This is a genomic window from Streptomyces sp. SS1-1 (genome assembly GCF_008973465.1).
In the GTDB taxonomy this organism is placed as follows: Bacteria; Actinomycetota; Actinomycetes; order Streptomycetales; family Streptomycetaceae; genus Streptomyces.
The window spans coordinates 4,054,978-4,073,186 of record NZ_WBXN01000004.1 but is presented as its reverse complement, the minus strand read 5'-3'; the positions used below and the strand labels follow the sequence as shown (position 1 = coordinate 4,073,186).

The following is an 18,209-nucleotide window of genomic DNA, read 5'->3' as shown; positions in this document are numbered from 1 at the left end:
GGGTGCCCTCCGGGGGTTGCGTCGTCCGGGTTCATCCTCGCACCGGAGGGCGGGGCGCGCGGTGGAGTGTCCGGTGGGCGGGACGCGTGGGGGCGCGGGCGGTCAGGCCGTCCGGCGGCGCAGGGTCGCCGCACCCAGGCCGAGGACGAGGAGGGCGCAGCCCGCGACGATCAGGGCGTCGCGGACGAAGGTGGCGGTCATGTCGGTGTGCTTGAGCACCTCGTTCATGCCGTCGACGGCATAGGACATCGGGAGGACGTCGGAGACGGCCTCGAGGGCGGGGTGCATGGCGTCTCGGGGAGTGAAGAGTCCGCAGAGGAGGAGCTGGGGGAAGATCACGGCCGGCATGAACTGGACGGCCTGGAACTCGGAGGCGGCGAACGCCGAGACGAAGAGGCCGAGGGCGGTGCCGAGGAGCGCGTCGAGCAGGGCGACGAGCAGGAGCAGCCAGGGGCTGCCGGTGACGTCGAGGTCGAGGAACCACAGGGCGAGTCCGGTGGCGAGCGCGGACTGGACGACCGCGAGGGCGCCGAACGCGAGGGCGTAACCGGCGATGAGGTCGCCTTTGCCCAGCGGGAGGGCGAGGAGGCGTTCGAGGGTGCCCGAGGTGCGTTCGCGCAGGGTGGCGATGGAGGTGACCAGGAACATCGTGATCAGCGGGAAGATCCCGAGGAGGGAGGCGCCGATGGTGTCGAAGGTGCGCGGGCTGCCGTCGAAGACGTAGCGCAGCAGGAAGAGCATCACGCAGGGGATGAGGAGCATCAGGGCGATGGTCCGCGGGTCGTGGCGGAGTTGGCGCAGGACGCGGGCCGCGGTGGCGAGCGTGCGGGCGGGGCTGAGCGGGGTGGGTGTGCTCGCGGTCGTGCTCATCGGGTGGTCTCCTTCGCGCGGGCGGCGGCGGCCGCCTCGTCGACCAGGTGCAGGAAGGCCGCTTCGACGGTCTCGGAGTCCGTGCGGGCGCGGAGGGCTTCGGGGGTGTCGTCGGCGAGGACGCGGCCCTCGCGCATGAGGAGGAGGCGGTGGCAGCGCTCGGCCTCGTCCATGACGTGGGAGGAGATGAGGAGGGTGGCGCCGCGGGAGGCGGCGATGTCGTGGAAGAGGGCCCAGAGGTCGCGGCGCAGGACGGGGTCGAGGCCGACGGTCGGTTCGTCCAGGACGAGGAGTTCGGGGGCGCCGAGGAGGGCGACGGCCAGGGAGACGCGGCTTCGCTGTCCGCCGGAGAGGGCACCGGCCAGGGCGTCGGCGTGGCTGGTGAGGTCGACGTCGGCGATGGCGCGGGTGACGTGCTCGGCGCGCCGGTCGGCGGCGGAGCGGCCGGGGTCGAGGATCGCCGCGAAGTAGTCGAGGTTCTGGCGGACCGTCAGGTCGTCGTAGACGGAGGGGGCTTGGGTGACGTAGCCGATGCGGGTGCGCAGGGAGGGGTGTCCGGCGGGGTGGCCGAGGACGTCCAGGGTGCCGGTGACCTTGGCCTGGGTGCCGACGACGGCCCGCATGAGGGTGGTCTTGCCGCAGCCGGAGGGGCCGAGCAGGCCGGTGATCTGCCCGCGCGGGACGGTGAAGGCGAGGTCCCGCAGGACCTGGCGGGTGCCGCGGACGACGGTGAGGGAATCGGCCCGGACGGCGGGCTCGTCCGGGGTGCCGTCGCCGTCGGGAGGGTCCGTGCGGACGGCGTCATAATTCATCATGTGATGAATAATGCTCGCGTCGGGAGGGGAGCGTCAAGGGCCGTGCGGGCTCTCGGGGGTGACGGCGACGATCAGGTCCACGTCGTAGGTCTCCTCGACGGTCCCGTCCGGGAAGGCGTCGAGGAGGTGGCGCCTCTCCTCGGCGAAGAAGGCGGTGCTCGCCTCGGTGCCGTGGACCAGGAAGACCGAGTGGCTGCCGAGGTTGGCGAGGTGGGTGTCGACGGGGACGCGCCGGCTCCAGCGAACCCTGCGGGAGGTGAAGGTGAGGCGGCCGCTGGGGTCGGCCTGGGCGGCCCGGTCACCCCGGCCCTGCAGGTCGGCGGCGGGGGCCGGATCGCCGGTGTGGAGGCCGAAGCGGCGCTCGATGCGGACCGCCTGCTCGACGTGCCAGGGGATGTCGAGCGGGGTGATGTTCCACCAGAGGGCCAGCGCGCCGCCCGGGCGCAGCACCCGCAGCGCCTCCGGCACCGAGCGGGCGGGGTCGGTCCAGTGCCAGGCCTGGGCGTAGGTGAGGAAGTCGGCGGAGGAGTCGGCCAGGGGAAGGGCGTCGCCGTTGCCCCGCACGAGCGGGATGCCGGGGTGACTGTGGCGGAACTGGGCCGCCATACCGTCGCCGGGCTCCACCGCGAGCACGTCTGCGCCGCGCTCGCGCAACAGGGCTGTGGCGATCCCGGTACCGGCACCCACGTCGACGACCCGTGCGCCGGTCAGTGACCGTCCGGCGAGTTCCTCGACCGCGTCGAAGAGGGCGGGCGGGTAGGAGGGCCGGTTCGCCGCGTACTGGGCGGCGGCGGAGTTGAAGGAGTGGGCACGGGCTGCGTGGGAGGGGGCCGTCATGGGGCCATGGTCCTCCGGGTGGCGGGGCGACGGCAGGGTGGCCGGAGGTTGGGGAGTGCGCTGGCGCGAGCGGTTGGGTGGGGGCGGCCGGCGCAGGCGGGCGCCTACGCCGGCAGGGCGGGCGGGGCGTGACATCGCAGGCAACCCCGGACGGGTCGGCCGCAACGGCGCCGGCTGGCCCCGGCAGGGCAGGCGCCCCGGGCGGGCCCTGGCATCGCAGCCGACCAGGCCAGCCGCGGCGCGGTCGGCCTCAGGTGCGGCGCTTGCGCTTGGACGGGTTACCGGTGCAGCGGGGCCCGGCGGCGCGGGCGACTGCGGCCGGTCGGACCGGGCGGGTCGTGACGGCACAGGTGCTTCCGGTCGGCCAGGCGGGCGGGCCTCGGCAGCCCTGGTGACCGGACGGGTCGACGGCCCGGGCAACCCCGAGGGGGTGGTGCGGGGCGTGGTGGCGCAGGCGCCCCCGCGTGGGCAGGCCCCGACAGCGCGGGCGACTGCGGGCGGCCGGGCGATCGGGGCCGTGACAGCGCACGCGACCCCGGGCGGCCGGAGAATCGGGCCCCACCGACGCTCGCGGGCCGTGCCGGCGCGGGCGGGCGGACGCGTTGGCTCCGGCAGCGCGCGCGACTACGGCCGGGCGATCGGGCCGTGACGGGGCAGGCGACCAGGCTGGCCATTACCACGCAGGCGACCGGACGGGCCGTGGCAGCGCAGGTAACCGAGCCAGCCCCGGCACTGCGGGCCCCCGGGCGGGCTGACTCCGGCTGCGCGAGCGACCCCGGGCGGCCGGTTCATCGGGGCGCAGCGGCGCCGGCGGGGCGTGTCGGCGCGGGCGAGCGGACGCGCTGCCCCGGCAGAGCGGACGACTTCGGGGTGGGGGCCGTGGCAGCGCAGCCGGCCGGGCTGGCTGGCGGCACGGTCGGCCTCAGGTGCGGCGTTTGCGCTTGGAGGGGTTGCCGGTGCGGCGGGTGGTGCGGGACTCGTGGCGTTTGCGGGCCGTCTCGTACTCCTGGCGGTGGAGTTTCTCGCCGGGGGCCTCGACGAGGGAGCGGAAGAAGTAGGCGAGGAGGGAGCCGACGAAGCCGATGGTGAGCAGGCCGCGCAGGCTTGCCTGGCGGTCCGGGTCGGGGCGCTTGGTGAAGCCGTCCCAGGTGTGGCGGAACGCGAGCGCGCTGCACACCGCGAACATCACCACGACCAGTACGGTCACGAAGCCGCCGCTGCCGGCGATCGCGATGCCCTCGTAGGCGAAGCGCAGCACGAGGCATGCGGCGGCCGCGGCGGCCAGGGAGCCGACGGCCACGCCGGCCCGGCGGAGCGCGTAGCCGTGGTCGTGGTCGACCCAGGTCGTGCCGAAGAAGCGCAGGGGCTCGGGGCAGGGGCCCGAGGAGCCCGCGGGGGTGGCCGGGGTGCCGTTCGTGTCGCTCACGCGTCGATTATCGCCCCGGCGCGTTCGCGGGCCGGCTGCCCGGTTCCCGCATCCCCGACCAGGCCGCCCTCGACTGACCAAGCCCTCCCCCGACCGGGCCGCCTCCGTCAGACCTGGCCCTCGCCCGACCGGGCCGCCTTCGCCACACCTGGGCCCTCAGCCGACCGGGCCTCACTCGCCCTGGCCCCCGCCCGAGGTCGCCCGAGCCGCGCCCCGCTACGAGCAGCGCGGGCGGATGTAGCCGTCGCTGCCCGTCTTGATGTACGCGTCCGAGACGTACTCGCCGTTGGCGATGTTGTCCCAGATGGACGAGGTGCCGTACGGGCCGGTCACGGTGGTGCCGGGCCGCTGGCAGTAGATCGAGACCCGCGCGCCCTCGGGCAGGACCTTGACGATCGGGTAGCTGGTGCCCGGTCCGCCGCGGACGTTGAGGCGGACGCCCGGCGCGACCGGGAAGGTGGCCGCGGCCGCGGTGGCCGCGAGCGTGGTGACGGCGTCGTCCTCGCCGCGGTCGGTCACGTCGGCACGGTCAACAGACATAGGTACTCCCCCCGTTGGAGCCCACGACGATCGTGGGGCCCCGTTGATTCCCCCAAATCACGCCACGAAACAGGCGTCCACACATCGAACGCGCACACTAGCAAGCCGCCTCTGTCTCGCACGCATCATCGACTAGGCTCCGTGCGTCGCGCGCGTGGACGAACAGCACGGGGGTGGTCCCATGGCGTCACGGCACAACTCCGGGACGGACGCGGAAGCGGAACTTCCCGAGTACGCCGGGCCCTACCGCCTGGAGTCGCACCTCGGCTCCGGAGGCATGGGTGTCGTCCACCTGGCCAGGAGCACGTCCGGCATGCAGGTCGCCGTCAAGGTCGTGCATGCCGAGTTCGCGAAGGACCCCGAGTTCAGGGGTCGATTCCGGCAGGAGGTCGGGGCGGCGCGCAAGGTCAGCGGGGCCTTCACGGCACCGGTGGTGGACGCCGATCCGGAGGCCGGACGGCCGTGGATGGCCACGCTGTTCATCCCCGGTCCGACGCTCTCCGAACAGGTGAAGCGGAACGGCCCGATGGCCCCCGCGCAGCTGCGGCGGCTGATGGCCGGACTGGCGGAGGCGCTGCGGGACATCCACCGGGTCGGCGTCGTGCACCGCGACCTCAAACCGAGCAACGTCCTGCTCGCCGACGACGGGCCGAAGGTCATCGACTTCGGCATCTCTCGGCCAAAGGACAGCGAACTGCGGACCGAGACGGGCAAGTTGATCGGCACGCCGCCGTTCATGGCCCCGGAGCAGTTCCGGCGGCCCCGGGAGGTCGGTCCGGCCGCGGACGTCTTCGCGCTCGGCTCGGTGCTGGTGCACGCGGCGACGGGACGGGGGCCGTTCGACTCGGACAGCCCGTACGTCGTCGCCTACCAGGTCGTCCATGACGAGCCGGATCTGACCGGGCTGCCGGAGGACCTGGCGCCGCTCGTGCTGCGCTGCCTCGCCAAGGAGCCCGAGGACCGGCCCACCCCGGACGAGCTCATGCGGGAACTGCGGTCCGTGGCGGCGTCGTACGACACACAGGCGTTCATACCGGCGCAGCGCACGAGCGAGGAGCAGGACCCGGGGCCCGGGCCGCGGCCGGAGCGGGGGGCGGCCGGGCCGCGGCGGCCCCGTACGACGAGGTGGGGGCGGGTGGCCCTGGTGACGGCGGCCGCCTTGGTGGCGCTGGGCGTCGCCGCGGGTGCGCTGCTGTGGCCGGGGGATGGGGAGAAACCGATGCAGAAGACAGGCGTGGGGAAGGCCGCCGCCGCGTCCGCGGTCCGGTCCTGGGCCGTGGAGCCGTCGCCGAAGGACGGTGGTCTGCCGCGCTGCGCGCAGGTGGACCGGCGGTTGCTGTGTGCCCAGTCGGGGCTGGTGAGCGCGCTCGACCCGGCGGACGGCCGGGTGCTGTGGCGGTACGAGCCGGCCGAGGGGGACATGGCGGGCCGTGCGCCCGAGATCTCGGGCGGGCTGGCGCACGTACTGACCCACGCGGGCCGGCGGCTGGAGGCGCTCGACCCCGTCTCCGGCGAGCGCCGGTGGGAGCTGGACGTGTCGGCGTACGGCGGATTCCGGTTCGCGGGCGACATGCTGGTGCTGATCTCGGTGGACGGCGGGGCGCGGGGTGTCGACAGCGCGACCGGCAGGACCCGCTGGGAGCGGCGGATACCGGGGCTGGGTGACGCGCAGGCCCTGTCGTTCCCGGGGAACCCCTGGCTGTTCACCGCGCGTACGTCGGCCGACGGCAGCCGTACACGCGTGCGGTCCATCGACCCGAAGGACGGCACGGTGCGCTGGGACGCGCCGTTCGACGGCACCGTGGTGCCCGTGGGCGCCACCGACGGCGAGGTCTTCCTCGTCGTGGGCGGCGGAGTCAGCGGCGAGGCGACGGCTGTCGTCCGCTACAGCCCGGCGTCCGGCGCGACGCGGCGCGTGCCCCTGTCGGAGTCGCTCGGCCAGGCGCAGGCCGGGGTGCGCGACGGGACCGTCTACCTGCTGGGGGCGGGCGGATCCCTGGTGGCCGTCGACCTGCGCGCGGGCCGGCAGCGGTGGTCGGTGCAGACCGGCGTCAGCCAGGGCTCGGCGCCGGTCTCGGACGGCCGGCATGTGTACCTGAGCGCGGCCGACGGACGGCTGCTCGCGGTGGACGCGGCCGAGGGGAGGCTCGCCGGCCAGACGGACCCCCGGCTGAACCCGGACGCGGCGGCGGCCACCGCCGACCTGCCCGCGCCCACGCTGGGCGGCGGCCGGGTCCACGCCACCGCCCCGGACGGCACGGTCTTCGCCGTGGACGCGCAAGGGCCCGGCACCTGGTGAGCGTCACCGCGGACACTGGACACCACCACGGGCACTCACCCGCCCCCCTCCCCCGCTGAGCCGTTCCGGGCCGCGTACGGCGAAGGGGCCGCCCCCGAGGAGACGGCCCCTTCGCCCGCGTCGTGACCGAGCGGGTCAGCCCAGCTTCGAGACGTCGCGCACGGCGCCCTTGTCGGCGCTGGTGGCCATCGCCGCGTAGGCGCGCAGGGCCGCCGAGACCTTGCGGTCGCGGTTCTTCGGCGCGTAGGCGCCGTTCAGCGCCTGCTCGCGGCGGTTGAGCTCCGCGTCGTCGACGAGGAGCTCGATCGTGCGGTTCGGGATGTCGATGCGGATGCGGTCGCCGTCCTCGACGAGGGCGATGGTGCCGCCGGACGCGGCCTCCGGGGAGGCGTGGCCGATGGACAGGCCCGAGGTGCCGCCGGAGAAACGGCCGTCGGTGATCAGCGCGCAGGTCTTGCCGAGGCCGCGGCCCTTGAGGAAGGACGTCGGGTACAGCATCTCCTGCATGCCGGGGCCGCCCTTGGGGCCCTCGTAGCGGATGACGACGACGTCCCCGTCGGTGACCTGCTTGTTGAGGATCTTCTCGACGGCCTCCTCCTGCGACTCGCAGACGACGGCCGGGCCCTCGAAGGTCCAGATGGACTCGTCCACGCCCGCGGTCTTCACGACACAGCCGTCGACGGCGAGGTTGCCCTTGAGGACCGCGAGGCCGCCGTCCTTGGAGTAGGCGTGCTCGACGCTGCGGATGCAGCCGCCCTCCGCGTCCTCGTCGAGGGCGGCCCAGCGCTCCGACTGGGAGAACGCCTCGGCCGAGCGGACGCAGCCGGGGGCCGCGTGCCACAGCTCGACGGCCTCCGGCGAGGGCGAGCCGCCGCGCACGTCCCAGGTCTTCAGCCAGTCGGACAGCGACGGGCTGTGGACGGCGTGGACGTCCTCGTTGAGCAGGCCGCCGCGGTGCAGCTCGCCCAGCAGGGCGGGGATGCCGCCGGCGCGGTGCACGTCCTCCATGTAGTACGTGCGGTCCTTGGCGACGTTCGGGGCGACCTTGGCCAGGCAGGGGACGCGGCGCGAGACGGCGTCGATCTCCTCCAGGCCGAACGGGACGCCCGCTTCCTGGGCGGCGGCCAGCAGGTGCAGGATCGTGTTGGTGGAGCCGCCCATGGCGATGTCGAGCGCCATGGCGTTCTCGAACGCCGCGAAGGTGGCGACGTTGCGCGGCAGGACCGTCTCGTCGTCCTGCTCGTAGTAGCGGCGGGTGATGTCCATGACGGTGCGGGCGGCGTCCTCGTACAGGCCCTTGCGGGCCGTGTGCGTGGCGAGGACCGAGCCGTTGCCCGGCAGGGAGAGGCCGATGGCCTCGGTGAGGCAGTTCATCGAGTTGGCGGTGAACATGCCGGAACAGGACCCGCAGGTCGGACAGGCGTTCTCCTCGATACGGAGGATGTCCTCGTCCGAGATCTTGTCGTTCACGGCGTCGGAGATCGCGTCGACCAGGTCGAGGGTGCGGACCGTGCCGTCGACGAGGGTGGCGCGGCCGGACTCCATGGGGCCGCCGGAGACGAAGACGGTCGGGATGTTGAGGCGCAGCGCGGCCATCAGCATGCCCGGGGTGATCTTGTCGCAGTTGGAGATGCAGATCAGGGCGTCGGCGCAGTGCGCCTCGACCATGTACTCCACGCTGTCCGCGATGAGGTCGCGGGAGGGCAGGGAGTAGAGCATGCCGCCGTGGCCCATGGCGATGCCGTCGTCGACGGCGATCGTGTTGAACTCGCGCGGGATGCCGCCGGCCTCGCGGATGGCGTCGGAGACGATCCGGCCGACGGGCTGCAGGTGCGTGTGGCCGGGCACGAACTCGGTGAAGGAGTTCGCCACCGCGATGATCGGCTTCCGGCCGATGTCCGCACCGGGTACACCGGAGGCGCGCATAAGGGCGCGGGCGCCCGCCATGTTGCGGCCGTGGGTGACTGTGCGGGACCTCAGCTCGGGCATCTCGCTCGCTCCTTCAGACAGATAGGGCTGTTAGTGAGCGTACGCCGCTCATCCAGTGGGCGGGACGAGGTGTCCGGATCGCGGGACGGATGTCTCGCGGACGGGGCGGCGACCGCCTCCGAGCAGCACGGGACGGGGCGGCGACCGCCTCCGGACGGCACATCTAGGGGCCGGTGAGGTGGGCTTGGACGACGGGGGCCACGCGCGCGACGATCCGCTCCAGGTCGGCCGAGGCGATCGGCTCGATCTTGATGACGTACCGCATCATCGCGATCCCGACGAGCTGCGCGGCGGCCAGCTCGGCGCGCAGCTCGGCGTCCGGCGCGTCGATCTCCCCGGCGATCCGGCGCAGCAGCTGGCTGGCGACGAGGCGGCGGAAGACGGTGGCCGCGACCTCGTTGGCGACCGCGGACCGGACGACCGCGAGCAGCGGCTTGCGGGTCGCCGGGTTCTCCCAGAGCCCGAACAGGAAGCGGGTCATCCGCTCGCCGACGTCGTCCAGCGGTGCCGCGAGGACGGCGTCGCGTGCCTTCAGGGCGGGGACGAGGGCGACCTCGACGGCGGCCTCGAAGACCTGCTCCTTGGTGCCGAAGTAGTGGTGGACGAGGGCCGAGTCGACCCCGGCGGCCTTGGCGATGCCACGCACGGACGTCTTCTCGTAGCCCCGCTCGGAGAACTCCTCGCGGGCCGCGTCCAGGATGCGCTCGCGGGTGCCGGCGGACTCGGTGCGCGGCGGGCGGCCCCGGCGTCGCGCGCCCGGCCCGCCGGGGGCGGGTCCCGCGCCGGTCACGGCCGGGGCACCTTCACCGCGGACGCCAGGTGGAGCCGGGTGAAGGCGAGGGCCTCGGCGAGGTCGGCCTCCCGTTCGGCGCCGGACATGGCGCGCCGCGTGTTGACCTCGATCACGACGTGCCCGTCGAAGCCGGTCTGGGCGAGGCGCTCCAGCACCTCGGCGCAGGGCTGGGTGCCGCGGCCGGGGACGAGGTGCTCGTCCTTCGCGGAGCCCCGGCCGTCGGCGAGGTGGACGTGCCCGAGCCGGTCGCCCATGCGGTCGACCATCTGGAGCGCGTCGCAACGGGCGGTCGCCGTGTGGCTGAGGTCGATCGTGAAGTGCCGGTAGTCGTCGCGGGTGACGTCCCAGTCGGGGGCGTACGCCAGCATCTCGCGGTCGCGGTAGCGCCAGGGGTACATGTTCTCGACGGCGAAGCGCACGTCCGTCTCGTTCGCCATGCGCCAGATGCCCTCGACGAAGTCCCGGGCGTACTGGCGCTGCCAGCGGAACGGCGGGTGCACGACGACCGTGCCGGCCCCCAGCTTCTCGGCGGCGGCCTGGGCGCGCTGGAGCTTGGTCCAGGGGTCGGTGGACCACACGCGCTGGGTGATCAGCAGGCAGGGGGCGTGGATGGCCAGGATGGGGATGCGGTGGTAGTCGCTGAGCCGGCGCAGGGCCTCCAGGTCCTGGCTGACCGGGTCGGTCCACACCATGACCTCGACACCGTCGTAGCCGAGGCGCGCGGCGATCTCGAAGGCCGTCGCCGTCGACTCCGGATAGACCGAGGCCGTCGACAGGGCGACCTTCGCATCCGGGATGCGCACCACTGGATCTGCCACGAGGGACAGCGTACGGGGACTCCCGCGGCCCGCGGGAACAGGATGACCATGTGCCCGGCGCCGCCGTACACAACCGGCCACCTGTGCGAACAGGGCATTTACGGCCCGGGAGGCGGCCCCGGGCTCCGGCCGGGGTGTGGTGGGCTTCACGCGGGTGGTGCGGTGGACCGCCGGGGCGCGTGGGGCGCAGCCGAGCGCCGTCGAGGCCCGCGCGGGGGCGGCAGCGGAGCGCCGCCGAGGGCCCCGCGCGTGGGCGGCGGCCGAACGCCGCCGAAGCCCCACCCGAAGCCCACAGCCGAACACCACCGAAGGCCCGCGCCAGAGGGGCCGTCACGGAGTAGGCCGTCACGGAGTAGGCCGTCACGGAGTAGGCCGTCACGGAGTCATGTGGTCCAGCTTGCGCAGGATGACGCCCTCGCGCAGGGCCCACGGGCAGATCTCCAGCGCCTCCACGCCGAACAGGTCCATCGCGCCCTCGGCGACCAGCGCCCCGGCGAGCAGCTGTTCCGCGCGGCCCTCGGAGACGCCGGGCAGTTCCGCGCGCTGGGCGGCGGTCATCCCGGCCAGCCGCGGCACCCACGCCTCCAGGGACTCCCGCTTCAGCTCGCGCTGCACGTACAGGCCCTCCGCGGAGCGGGCGGCACCGGCGATCCGGGCCAGCTGGCGGAACGTCTTGGACGTGGCGACGACATGGTCGGGCGCCCCGAACCGGCTGAACTCGCCGACCGTACGGGCGATCTCGGCCCGTGCGTGGCGCCGCAGCGCGCGTATGTCCTCCGGGTCCGGCGGGTCGCCCGGCAGCCAGCCCGCGGTGAGGCGGCCCGCGCCCAGCGGCAGGGACACCGCGGCGTCCGGCTCCTCGTCGATGCCGTACGCGATCTCCAGGGAGCCGCCGCCGATGTCCAGGACGAGCAGTTTCCCGGCCGACCAGCCGAACCAGCGCCGGGCGGCCAGGAAGGTCAGCCGGGCCTCGTCGTCCCCGGCCAGGACCTGGAGCTCGACCCCGGTCTCGGCCTTCACGCGCGCGAGGACCTCGTCGGCGTTCACGGCCTCGCGCACGGCGGACGTGGCGAAGGGCAGGACCTCCTCGACCCCCTTGTCCTCGGCGGCCTGGAGCGCCTCGTGGATCACGCCCACCAGGCGGTCGACGCCCTCGGTGCCGATGGCGCCCTTGTCGTCGAGGAGTTGGGCGAGGCGCAGTTCTTCCTTGTGCGAGTGCGCGGGCAGCGGGCGCGCGCCGGGATGCGCGTCCACCACCAGCAGATGCACCGTGTTGGAACCCACGTCGAGGACACCGAGTCTCATGTACGGCACGCTACTGCCAGCGGGGGGCCGCTCCGTCCTCGAAGCCGCAGGTGCGCACGCCGTACCCTGGACCCGTGCCAAAGACGAAAAAGGCGAAGGACGACAAGACGGCCAAATCAGCCAGGGTTTCTTCGCAGGCGAAGGCAGCCGCGGTGGCGAAGCGTCCCAGGGTGGCCCCGGAAGCGGACGAGAAGGGGCTCGACTTCGCACGCGCGTGGGTGGAGTTCCCTGATCCGGCGGACGACGAGCAGGTCTTCCGCTGCGATCTGACATGGCTGACCTCTCGCTGGAACTGCATCTTCGGCAGCGGCTGCCAGGGCATCCAGGCGGGCCGCGCGGACGACGGGTGCTGCACGCTGGGCGCGCACTTCTCCGACGAGGACGACGAGAAGCGCGTCGCGGAGCATGTGGCGCGCCTCACTCCGGACATCTGGCAGCACCACGACGAGGGCACGCGCAACGGCTGGGTGTCCGAGGACGAGGACGGCGACCGCCAGACACGCCCCTTCAACGGTTCGTGCATCTTCCAGAACCGCCCCGGCTTCCCCGGCGGCGCGGGCTGCTCGCTGCACATCCTCGCCCTGCGGGAGGGCCGCGAGCCGCTGGAGACCAAGCCGGACGTCTGCTGGCAGCTGCCGGTCCGGCGCACCTACGACTGGATCGACCGGCCCGACGACACGCGTGTGCTGCAGATCTCGATCGGTGAGTACGACCGCCGCGGCTGGGGCCCCGGCGGCCACGACCTGCACTGGTGGTGCACCTCGGCGACCTCGGCGCACGGCGCGGGCGAGCCGGTCTACGTGTCGTACCGGCCCGAGCTGATCGAGCTGATGGGCAAGGAGGGCTACGACCGCCTGGTCGAGCTGTGCGAGCAGCGGCTGGCCTCGCAGCTGCCACTGGTGGCCCCGCACCCGGCGGACCCGATCGCCTGATCGGCAGGACACCGCCCTACGAGTCCGACGGGCTCGGCTCGCCGCTCCCGTCGGACGGCGGGGTGGAGTCCGCCGGGCCGGACGGGTCCGTCGGGCCCGGCGTGGAGGGGTCCGTCGAGGGAGGCGGCTCGGTGCCGGGGTCGCCGGGCGTCGGGTCGGTCGGCGCCGGAGTGGTGGGCGTCGGGTCGGGACCGGACGACGACGGCGGCGGATCGCCGGGCGTCCCGGGGCCGGTCGGCCGGCCGGGGTCGGAGGGCGTCGGCGCGGTGCCGTAGCCCTGGATGGTGACGAGGGTCCCGGCGGGTGAGATCGCCAGGCGTCCGCTCCAGAAACCGGACGGCTCGCGCAGGTGGTCGACGAGGACCTTGACCGTGGCCGACTCGCCGGGCGCGAGCGTGCCCGACGACCGGCTCAGATAGAGCCAGGGCGCGGAGGTGCTCGCGGACCAGCGCACGGGGGTGCGGCCCGTCGCCCTGAGCGTGACCAGCGTGGTGTCGCCGCCGGTCGCCGCCGACACCTCCAGCCGGGCGGTGCTCTTCCCGCCGGTTCCGCCGACGCTGACGACCTCCACGGAGACGTCCGGATCGTCGTCGCGGCCGGCGAAGCGGTCGTCCTGGCGGGGGCTGGCGTTGCCGGCGTTCTCGTAGCCGCCGTCCGCGCCCTGCCCGTCGAGGGCGCCGGGGCCGTGCGCCGCGCTGGCCGCGTGCCCGTCGGACTCTCCGGTCGGTGTGCCCCGGTAGGCCGCCCACAGGGCGAGGACCGGGGCGGCGACGACGGTGGCGACGACGGTCGTGGTGACGGCACGCGCGCGGAGCCGGTCCCGGCGGGCGGCACGGTCCTTCGGGTCCATCGGGAAGCCGCGCCGGTCGAAGCGGGGCGACACGGCGCCCCGCGCGCGCGGGGAGTGCGCGAGCGCCATGTGCAGGGCCGCGCGCGGGGCGGGCAGGACGGGCAGCTCCGCGGGGGTGACGGCGGCGCCGGGCCACCGGCCGGGGACGGCGCGCTCGGCCGTGCGGCGGCAGCGCGGGCAGTCGTCGACGTGCCGGACGAGCTCGCGGCGCAGGGCGGTGCCGAGGACGAGCTGCTGGTCGCCGGTGAGCCGGGCGACGCCCGGGCAGGTGCCGGTCTCGACGACGGCGAGGGCCGCGCGGGTGCGTTCCACCTCGCAGGCGGCGGAGGCGAGCAGTTCGCGTGCGGCGGCGAGACCGAGGCCGAGGACGGCGGCGACCTCGTGGGCGGCGAGGTGGTGCCGCACGGCGAGTTCGAGGGCCTCGCGCTGCTCCGGCGTGGTGCCGGCGGCCTCCGGCCAGGCCAGCCGGGCGAGTTCGCGGCGCCGCTGCTCCTGGACCTCCTCGGGGACCGACGGGCCCGGCTCGGGTCCGGTCCCCCGGTGGGCGCCGTGCCGGCCCGCCGCGTGGCTGCCCTGACGTTTCTGCTTGGCCTCGGCCAGCTTGCGCAGGCACGCCCAGCGGGCCAGCGCGTACAGCCAGGGCCTGCGGTCGGCGGGGCCGGCGGGCATCCGCTGCCCGCGGCGCTCGGCGAGCGCGAGGACGTCGGCGAGGGCGGCGGTCGCGGCGTCGTGGTCGCACAGCACGGACAGGCAGTAGGTGAACAGCCCGTCCAGATACGGCTCGTAGCGCGCGGGCGGGTGCTGCGCCACCGTTCGCGCGGCCGCACGATCACGCGCTTCCCGATGCGCCCTGTGCGCGCCGGTGGTGCGGGTCGGGGTCTCCGGACTGCTGCTCGTCATTGGGGGACCGTAGGCGGCCGGCGCCGGCGCCTTCTCCCTGCTTGAGCACATTTAATCCTTACGGGTGAAACGATCCCTCAATGGGGTACAGGAGCCCCGGATTCCATGTCCTGTGCATGCCGAAAGCGGGCCGCTGCATGCCGAAAGCAGGCCGAACGCGTCACCGAACGCGTGCCGGGCCCCGTCGAGCCGGTCCGCGGCCGGGGCGCTGTCAGTGGCCTCGGCTACGGTTCATCGCATGGCTGCCCGTACCAAGTCCACCAAGGACCGCCCGTCCTACCGCTGCACCGAGTGCGGCTGGCAGACGGCCAAGTGGCTCGGCCGCTGCCCCGAGTGCCAGGCGTGGGGGACGGTCGAGGAGTACGGCGCGCCCGCGGTCCGGACCACGGCGCCCGGCCGGGTCACCAGCTCCGCGCTGCCGATCGGCCAGGTCGACGGCCGTACGGCGACCGCCCGCACCACCGGCGTGCCCGAGCTGGACCGCGTCCTCGGCGGCGGCCTGGTGCCCGGCGCGGTCGTCCTCCTCGCGGGCGAGCCCGGCGTCGGCAAGTCCACGCTGCTGCTGGACGTCGCCGCCAAGTCCGCGAGCGACGAGCACCGCACCCTGTATGTCACCGGCGAGGAGTCCGCGAGCCAGGTGCGGCTGCGCGCCGACCGCATCGGCGCCCTCGACGACCATCTGTACCTGGCGGCCGAGACCGATCTGGCGGCCGTCCTCGGGCACTTGGACGCGGTGAAGCCGTCCCTGCTCATCCTCGACTCCGTGCAGACGGTGGCCTCCCCGGAGATCGACGGCGCCCCGGGCGGCATGGCCCAGGTCCGCGAGGTGGCCGGGGCCCTGATCCGCGCGTCCAAGGAGCGCGGCATGTCCACGCTCCTCGTGGGACACGTCACCAAGGACGGCGCCATCGCCGGTCCCCGCCTCCTGGAGCACCTGGTCGACGTGGTGCTGCACTTCGAGGGCGACCGGCACGCGCGCCTGCGCCTCGTCCGGGGCGTGAAGAACCGCTACGGGGCGACGGACGAGGTCGGCTGCTTCGAGCTGCACGACGAGGGCATCACGGGCCTGACCGACCCGAGCGGCCTCTTCCTGACCCGCCGTGACGAGCCGGTTCCGGGCACCTGCCTGACGGTCACCCTCGAAGGCCGCCGCCCCCTGGTCGCCGAGGTCCAGGCGCTCACCGTCGACTCCCAGATCCCCTCCCCCCGGCGGACGACGTCCGGTCTGGAGACCTCGCGGGTGTCGATGATGCTGGCCGTGCTGGAGCAGCGCGGCCGGATCAGCGCGCTCGGCAAGCGGGACATCTACACGGCGACGGTCGGCGGGGTGAAGCTCTCGGAGCCCGCGGCCGATCTCGCGGTGGCCCTGGCGCTGGCCTCCGCCGCGAGTGACACACCTCTCCCCAAGAATCTCGTCGCGATCGGCGAAGTGGGCCTCGCGGGCGAGGTCAGACGGGTCACGGGTGTGCAGCGCAGACTGGCCGAGGCCCACCGTCTGGGCTTCACGCACGCCCTCGTCCCGGGTGACCCCGGAAAGGTCCCGTCGGGCATGAAGGTGCTGGAAGTGGCCGACATGGGGGACGCCCTCAGGGTCCTTCCGCGCTCGCGTCGGCGAGAGGCCCCACGGGACGACGAGGACCGCCGGTAGACTTTGCCCAGGTCTCGCCCGTCCGTACGAACCGAATGTGCGAAACGGGAGCGCCTTGGAACCTGCGACCGGAGGAGTGCAGTGGCAGCCAACGACCGGGCAGCAGCTCCCGGAAAGGCCGGCGGGAGCTCCGGTGCCGATGGCCTGATGCGCGCCTCACTGAGCGCCGTGGCACCGGGCACGGCGCTGCGCGACGGCCTGGAGCGGATCCTCCGCGGCAACACCGGCGGACTGATCGTCCTCGGCTCCGACAAGACCGTCGAGGCGATGTGCACGGGCGGATTCGTCCTGGACGTCGAGTTCACGGCCACGCGGCTGCGTGAGCTGTGCAAGCTCGACGGCGGCATCGTGCTCTCGTCCGACCTGTCGAAGATCCTGCGGGCCGGCGTCCAGCTGGTCCCGGACCCGACGATCCCCACGGAGGAGACGGGCACCCGGCACCGCACGGCGGACCGGGTCAGCAAGCAGGTCGGCTTCCCCGTCGTCTCGGTCTCCCAGTCGATGCGGCTGATCGCGCTGTACGTGGACGGTCAGCGCCGTGTCCTGGAGGACTCGGCGGCGATCCTGTCCCGCGCCAACCAGGCGCTGGCGACCCTGGAGCGCTACAAGCTCCGCCTGGACGAGGTCGCGGGCACGCTGTCGGCGCTGGAGATCGAGGACCTGGTGACGGTCCGGGACGTCTCGGCGGTCGCCCAGCGTCTGGAGATGGTCCGGCGCATCGCGACCGAGATCGCCGAGTACGTGGTGGAGCTGGGCACCGACGGGCGGCTCCTGGCGCTCCAGCTGGACGAGTTGATCGCCGGTGTGGAGCCCGAGCGCGAGCTCGTCGTCCGCGACTACGTCCCCGAGCCCACCGCCAAGCGCTCCCGCACGGTCGACGAGGCGCTCTACGAGCTGGACGCCCTGTCCCACGCGGAGCTGCTCGAAATGCCCACGGTCGCCAAGGCGTTGGGGTACACGGGCTCCCCGGAGGCGCTGGACTCGGGCGTCTCCCCGCGCGGCTTCCGGCTGCTGGCCAAGGTGCCGAGGCTGCCGGGCGCCATCATCGACCGGCTCGTGGAGCACTTCGGCGGCCTGCAGAAGCTGCTGGCCGCCAGCGTCGACGACCTCCAGACCGTGGACGGCGTCGGCGAGGCCCGCGCCCGCAGCGTCCGCGAGGGCCTGTCCCGCCTGGCGGAGAGCTCGATCCTGGAGCGGTACGTCTGAGGCCTCTCGTTCGGATCATGCCGTGCTCGCTGGGTCCGGCACCGCACCCTGATCCGGCCTGATCCAGACGAAATACCCCGGCGGACCCTCCCGATTCCGCCGTCAGTCCTTGTCCAGCACGAACGACGTCTGCACGACGCCGAAGCCCGGCGTCTTCGTCTCCACCAGGTAGGTCCCGGCCTTGGCCGCGCCGGCCTTCGGGGTCGCGCACTGCGGCGCGCTCGGCTTGCGGTCCCACTTCACGGTGTACGTGATGCTCGCCTTGGCCGGCACCCGGAACTGCAGATTGCCGGCGCCCTTGGGGCAGTCGGCGGAGGACCAGATGTCGTCGTCGGCCCCGGCCTGCGTGATGGTCGTCACCGCGTTCTTCGGGCCGAGGTCGATCTTGCAGTCGTAGCCGGAGGAGTTGGCCGCCGTCAGCCGCAAGGTCGGCTGCCGGCCGGGCGCGTAGGAGTTGCGCAGGCTGCGCAGCGTCAACTTTACCTGTCCCGCGACGCAGTTGGGCAGCGAGGACCCTTCGGCGACCGTGTCGCCCGCGCCGACCGCGGTGCCCGGACCGCCGCCCGCGGAGCCGCCGCCGGAGCCGGCCTCACCGCCGGAACTCCCCGCCTCACCGTCGTCGGAGCCCGATCCGGAGCCGTCGTCCGCGCCCGATCCGCCGGAGTCCGAGCCGCCCGGCGACTCGTCGCGTCCGCCCGGCGCCTGGCTGATGGCCGGGCCCGAACCCGTCGGCCCCGGAGTGATCGTCGAGGGCGAGGGGTTCTTGCCGTCGGACCCGCCGGCGCCGTTCTTGCCGCCGCCACCGCCCGAGGTGACCACCCAGGTGACCAGGAGGGCCAACAGGGCGACCACGGACAGCATGACGGCCCTCCGTCGCCAGTAGATGGAGGAGGGAAGCGGCCCGACCGGATTGCGCAGAGATCCCACGGCGCAAACTGTACGAGAGATCGGTGCCCGACCTGGCGTCACCCGCCGCCGAGA

At 73.9% G+C, this 18,209-nt stretch carries 15 protein-coding genes; 4 read left to right on the top strand and 11 right to left on the bottom strand.

Annotated elements, in window-relative coordinates:
• Positions 1-102: 102 nt before the first annotated feature.
• The 5 genes from F8R89_RS20055 to F8R89_RS20035 form a co-directional block, all read right to left on the bottom strand.
• Positions 103-870, bottom strand: a complete 768-nt coding sequence (locus F8R89_RS20055) for an ABC transporter permease (protein ID WP_151785256.1) — start codon at positions 868-870, stop codon at positions 103-105.
• A complete protein-coding gene (locus F8R89_RS20050) occupies positions 867-1,685 on the bottom strand; it encodes an ABC transporter ATP-binding protein (protein ID WP_151785255.1) in 819 nt (272 codons plus the stop codon). Before F8R89_RS20050 ends, F8R89_RS20055 begins: the two co-directional genes overlap by 4 nt.
• 33 nt (positions 1,686-1,718) lie before the next feature.
• Positions 1,719-2,522 carry a class I SAM-dependent methyltransferase gene (locus F8R89_RS20045; RefSeq protein WP_151785254.1) on the bottom strand — a complete coding sequence of 268 codons (804 nt, stop codon included), beginning with the start codon at positions 2,520-2,522 and terminating at the stop codon, positions 1,719-1,721.
• 922 nt (positions 2,523-3,444) lie between these two features.
• A complete protein-coding gene (locus tag F8R89_RS20040; protein WP_151785253.1) occupies positions 3,445-3,948 on the bottom strand; it encodes an EamA/RhaT family transporter in 504 nt (167 codons plus the stop codon).
• 216 nt (positions 3,949-4,164) lie between these two features.
• Positions 4,165-4,488, bottom strand: coding sequence for an SH3 domain-containing protein (locus tag F8R89_RS20035; protein WP_151785252.1), 324 nt, complete (start codon positions 4,486-4,488; stop codon positions 4,165-4,167).
• A gap of 181 nt (positions 4,489-4,669) precedes the next feature.
• Between F8R89_RS20035 and F8R89_RS20030 the strand changes: the two genes are divergently transcribed.
• Positions 4,670-6,787 carry a serine/threonine-protein kinase gene (locus tag F8R89_RS20030; protein ID WP_151785251.1) on the top strand — a complete coding sequence of 706 codons (2,118 nt, stop codon included), beginning with the start codon at positions 4,670-4,672 and terminating at the stop codon, positions 6,785-6,787.
• Between the two features lie 135 nt (positions 6,788-6,922).
• On the opposite strand, the gene ilvD is transcribed toward F8R89_RS20030, so the two are convergent.
• From ilvD to F8R89_RS20010, 4 genes are all read right to left on the bottom strand, one after another.
• Complete coding sequence (gene ilvD / locus F8R89_RS20025) at positions 6,923-8,776, bottom strand: dihydroxy-acid dehydratase (protein WP_151785250.1); 1,854 nt, start codon at positions 8,774-8,776, stop codon at positions 6,923-6,925.
• A 163-nt stretch (positions 8,777-8,939) separates the two neighbouring features.
• Positions 8,940-9,566, bottom strand: a complete 627-nt coding sequence (locus tag F8R89_RS20020) for a TetR/AcrR family transcriptional regulator (RefSeq protein ID WP_151785249.1) — start codon at positions 9,564-9,566, stop codon at positions 8,940-8,942.
• Complete coding sequence (locus F8R89_RS20015; protein WP_151785248.1) at positions 9,563-10,387, bottom strand: sugar phosphate isomerase/epimerase family protein; 825 nt, start codon at positions 10,385-10,387, stop codon at positions 9,563-9,565. The genes F8R89_RS20020 and F8R89_RS20015 overlap by 4 nt, the downstream gene beginning before the upstream one ends.
• A 375-nt stretch (positions 10,388-10,762) precedes the next feature.
• On the bottom strand, positions 10,763-11,692 hold the full coding sequence (locus tag F8R89_RS20010; protein ID WP_151785247.1) for a Ppx/GppA phosphatase family protein: 930 nt from the start codon (positions 11,690-11,692) through the stop codon (positions 10,763-10,765).
• A 74-nt stretch (positions 11,693-11,766) separates the two neighbouring features.
• Here F8R89_RS20010 and F8R89_RS20005 point away from each other — a divergent pair, with 74 nt between their 5' ends.
• Positions 11,767-12,624: a hypothetical protein gene (locus F8R89_RS20005; RefSeq protein WP_151785246.1), complete on the top strand. Its 858-nt coding sequence runs from the start codon at positions 11,767-11,769 to the stop codon at positions 12,622-12,624.
• A 16-nt stretch (positions 12,625-12,640) separates the two neighbouring features.
• On the opposite strand, the gene F8R89_RS20000 is transcribed toward F8R89_RS20005, so the two are convergent.
• Positions 12,641-14,374 (bottom strand): BACON domain-containing protein, encoded by a 1,734-nt coding sequence (locus tag F8R89_RS20000; protein WP_151785245.1) that lies wholly within the window; start codon positions 14,372-14,374, stop codon positions 12,641-12,643.
• Between the two features lie 238 nt (positions 14,375-14,612).
• On the opposite strand from F8R89_RS20000, the gene radA reads away from it, so the two are divergent.
• Together radA and disA are read left to right on the top strand one after the other, a co-directional pair.
• Positions 14,613-16,022, top strand: a complete 1,410-nt coding sequence (radA, locus tag F8R89_RS19995; protein ID WP_151785244.1) for a DNA repair protein RadA — start codon at positions 14,613-14,615, stop codon at positions 16,020-16,022.
• Between the two features lie 81 nt (positions 16,023-16,103).
• Positions 16,104-17,228 carry a DNA integrity scanning diadenylate cyclase DisA gene (gene disA / locus F8R89_RS19990; protein ID WP_062673508.1) on the top strand — a complete coding sequence of 375 codons (1,125 nt, stop codon included), beginning with the start codon at positions 16,104-16,106 and terminating at the stop codon, positions 17,226-17,228.
• Positions 17,229-17,330: 102 nt separating this feature from the next.
• On the opposite strand, the gene F8R89_RS19985 is transcribed toward disA, so the two are convergent.
• The gene (locus tag F8R89_RS19985; RefSeq protein WP_151785243.1) at positions 17,331-18,155 is read right to left on the bottom strand and encodes a hypothetical protein; all 825 of its coding nucleotides are present in this window, start codon (positions 18,153-18,155) and stop codon (positions 17,331-17,333) included.
• Positions 18,156-18,209: the final 54 nt, after the last annotated feature.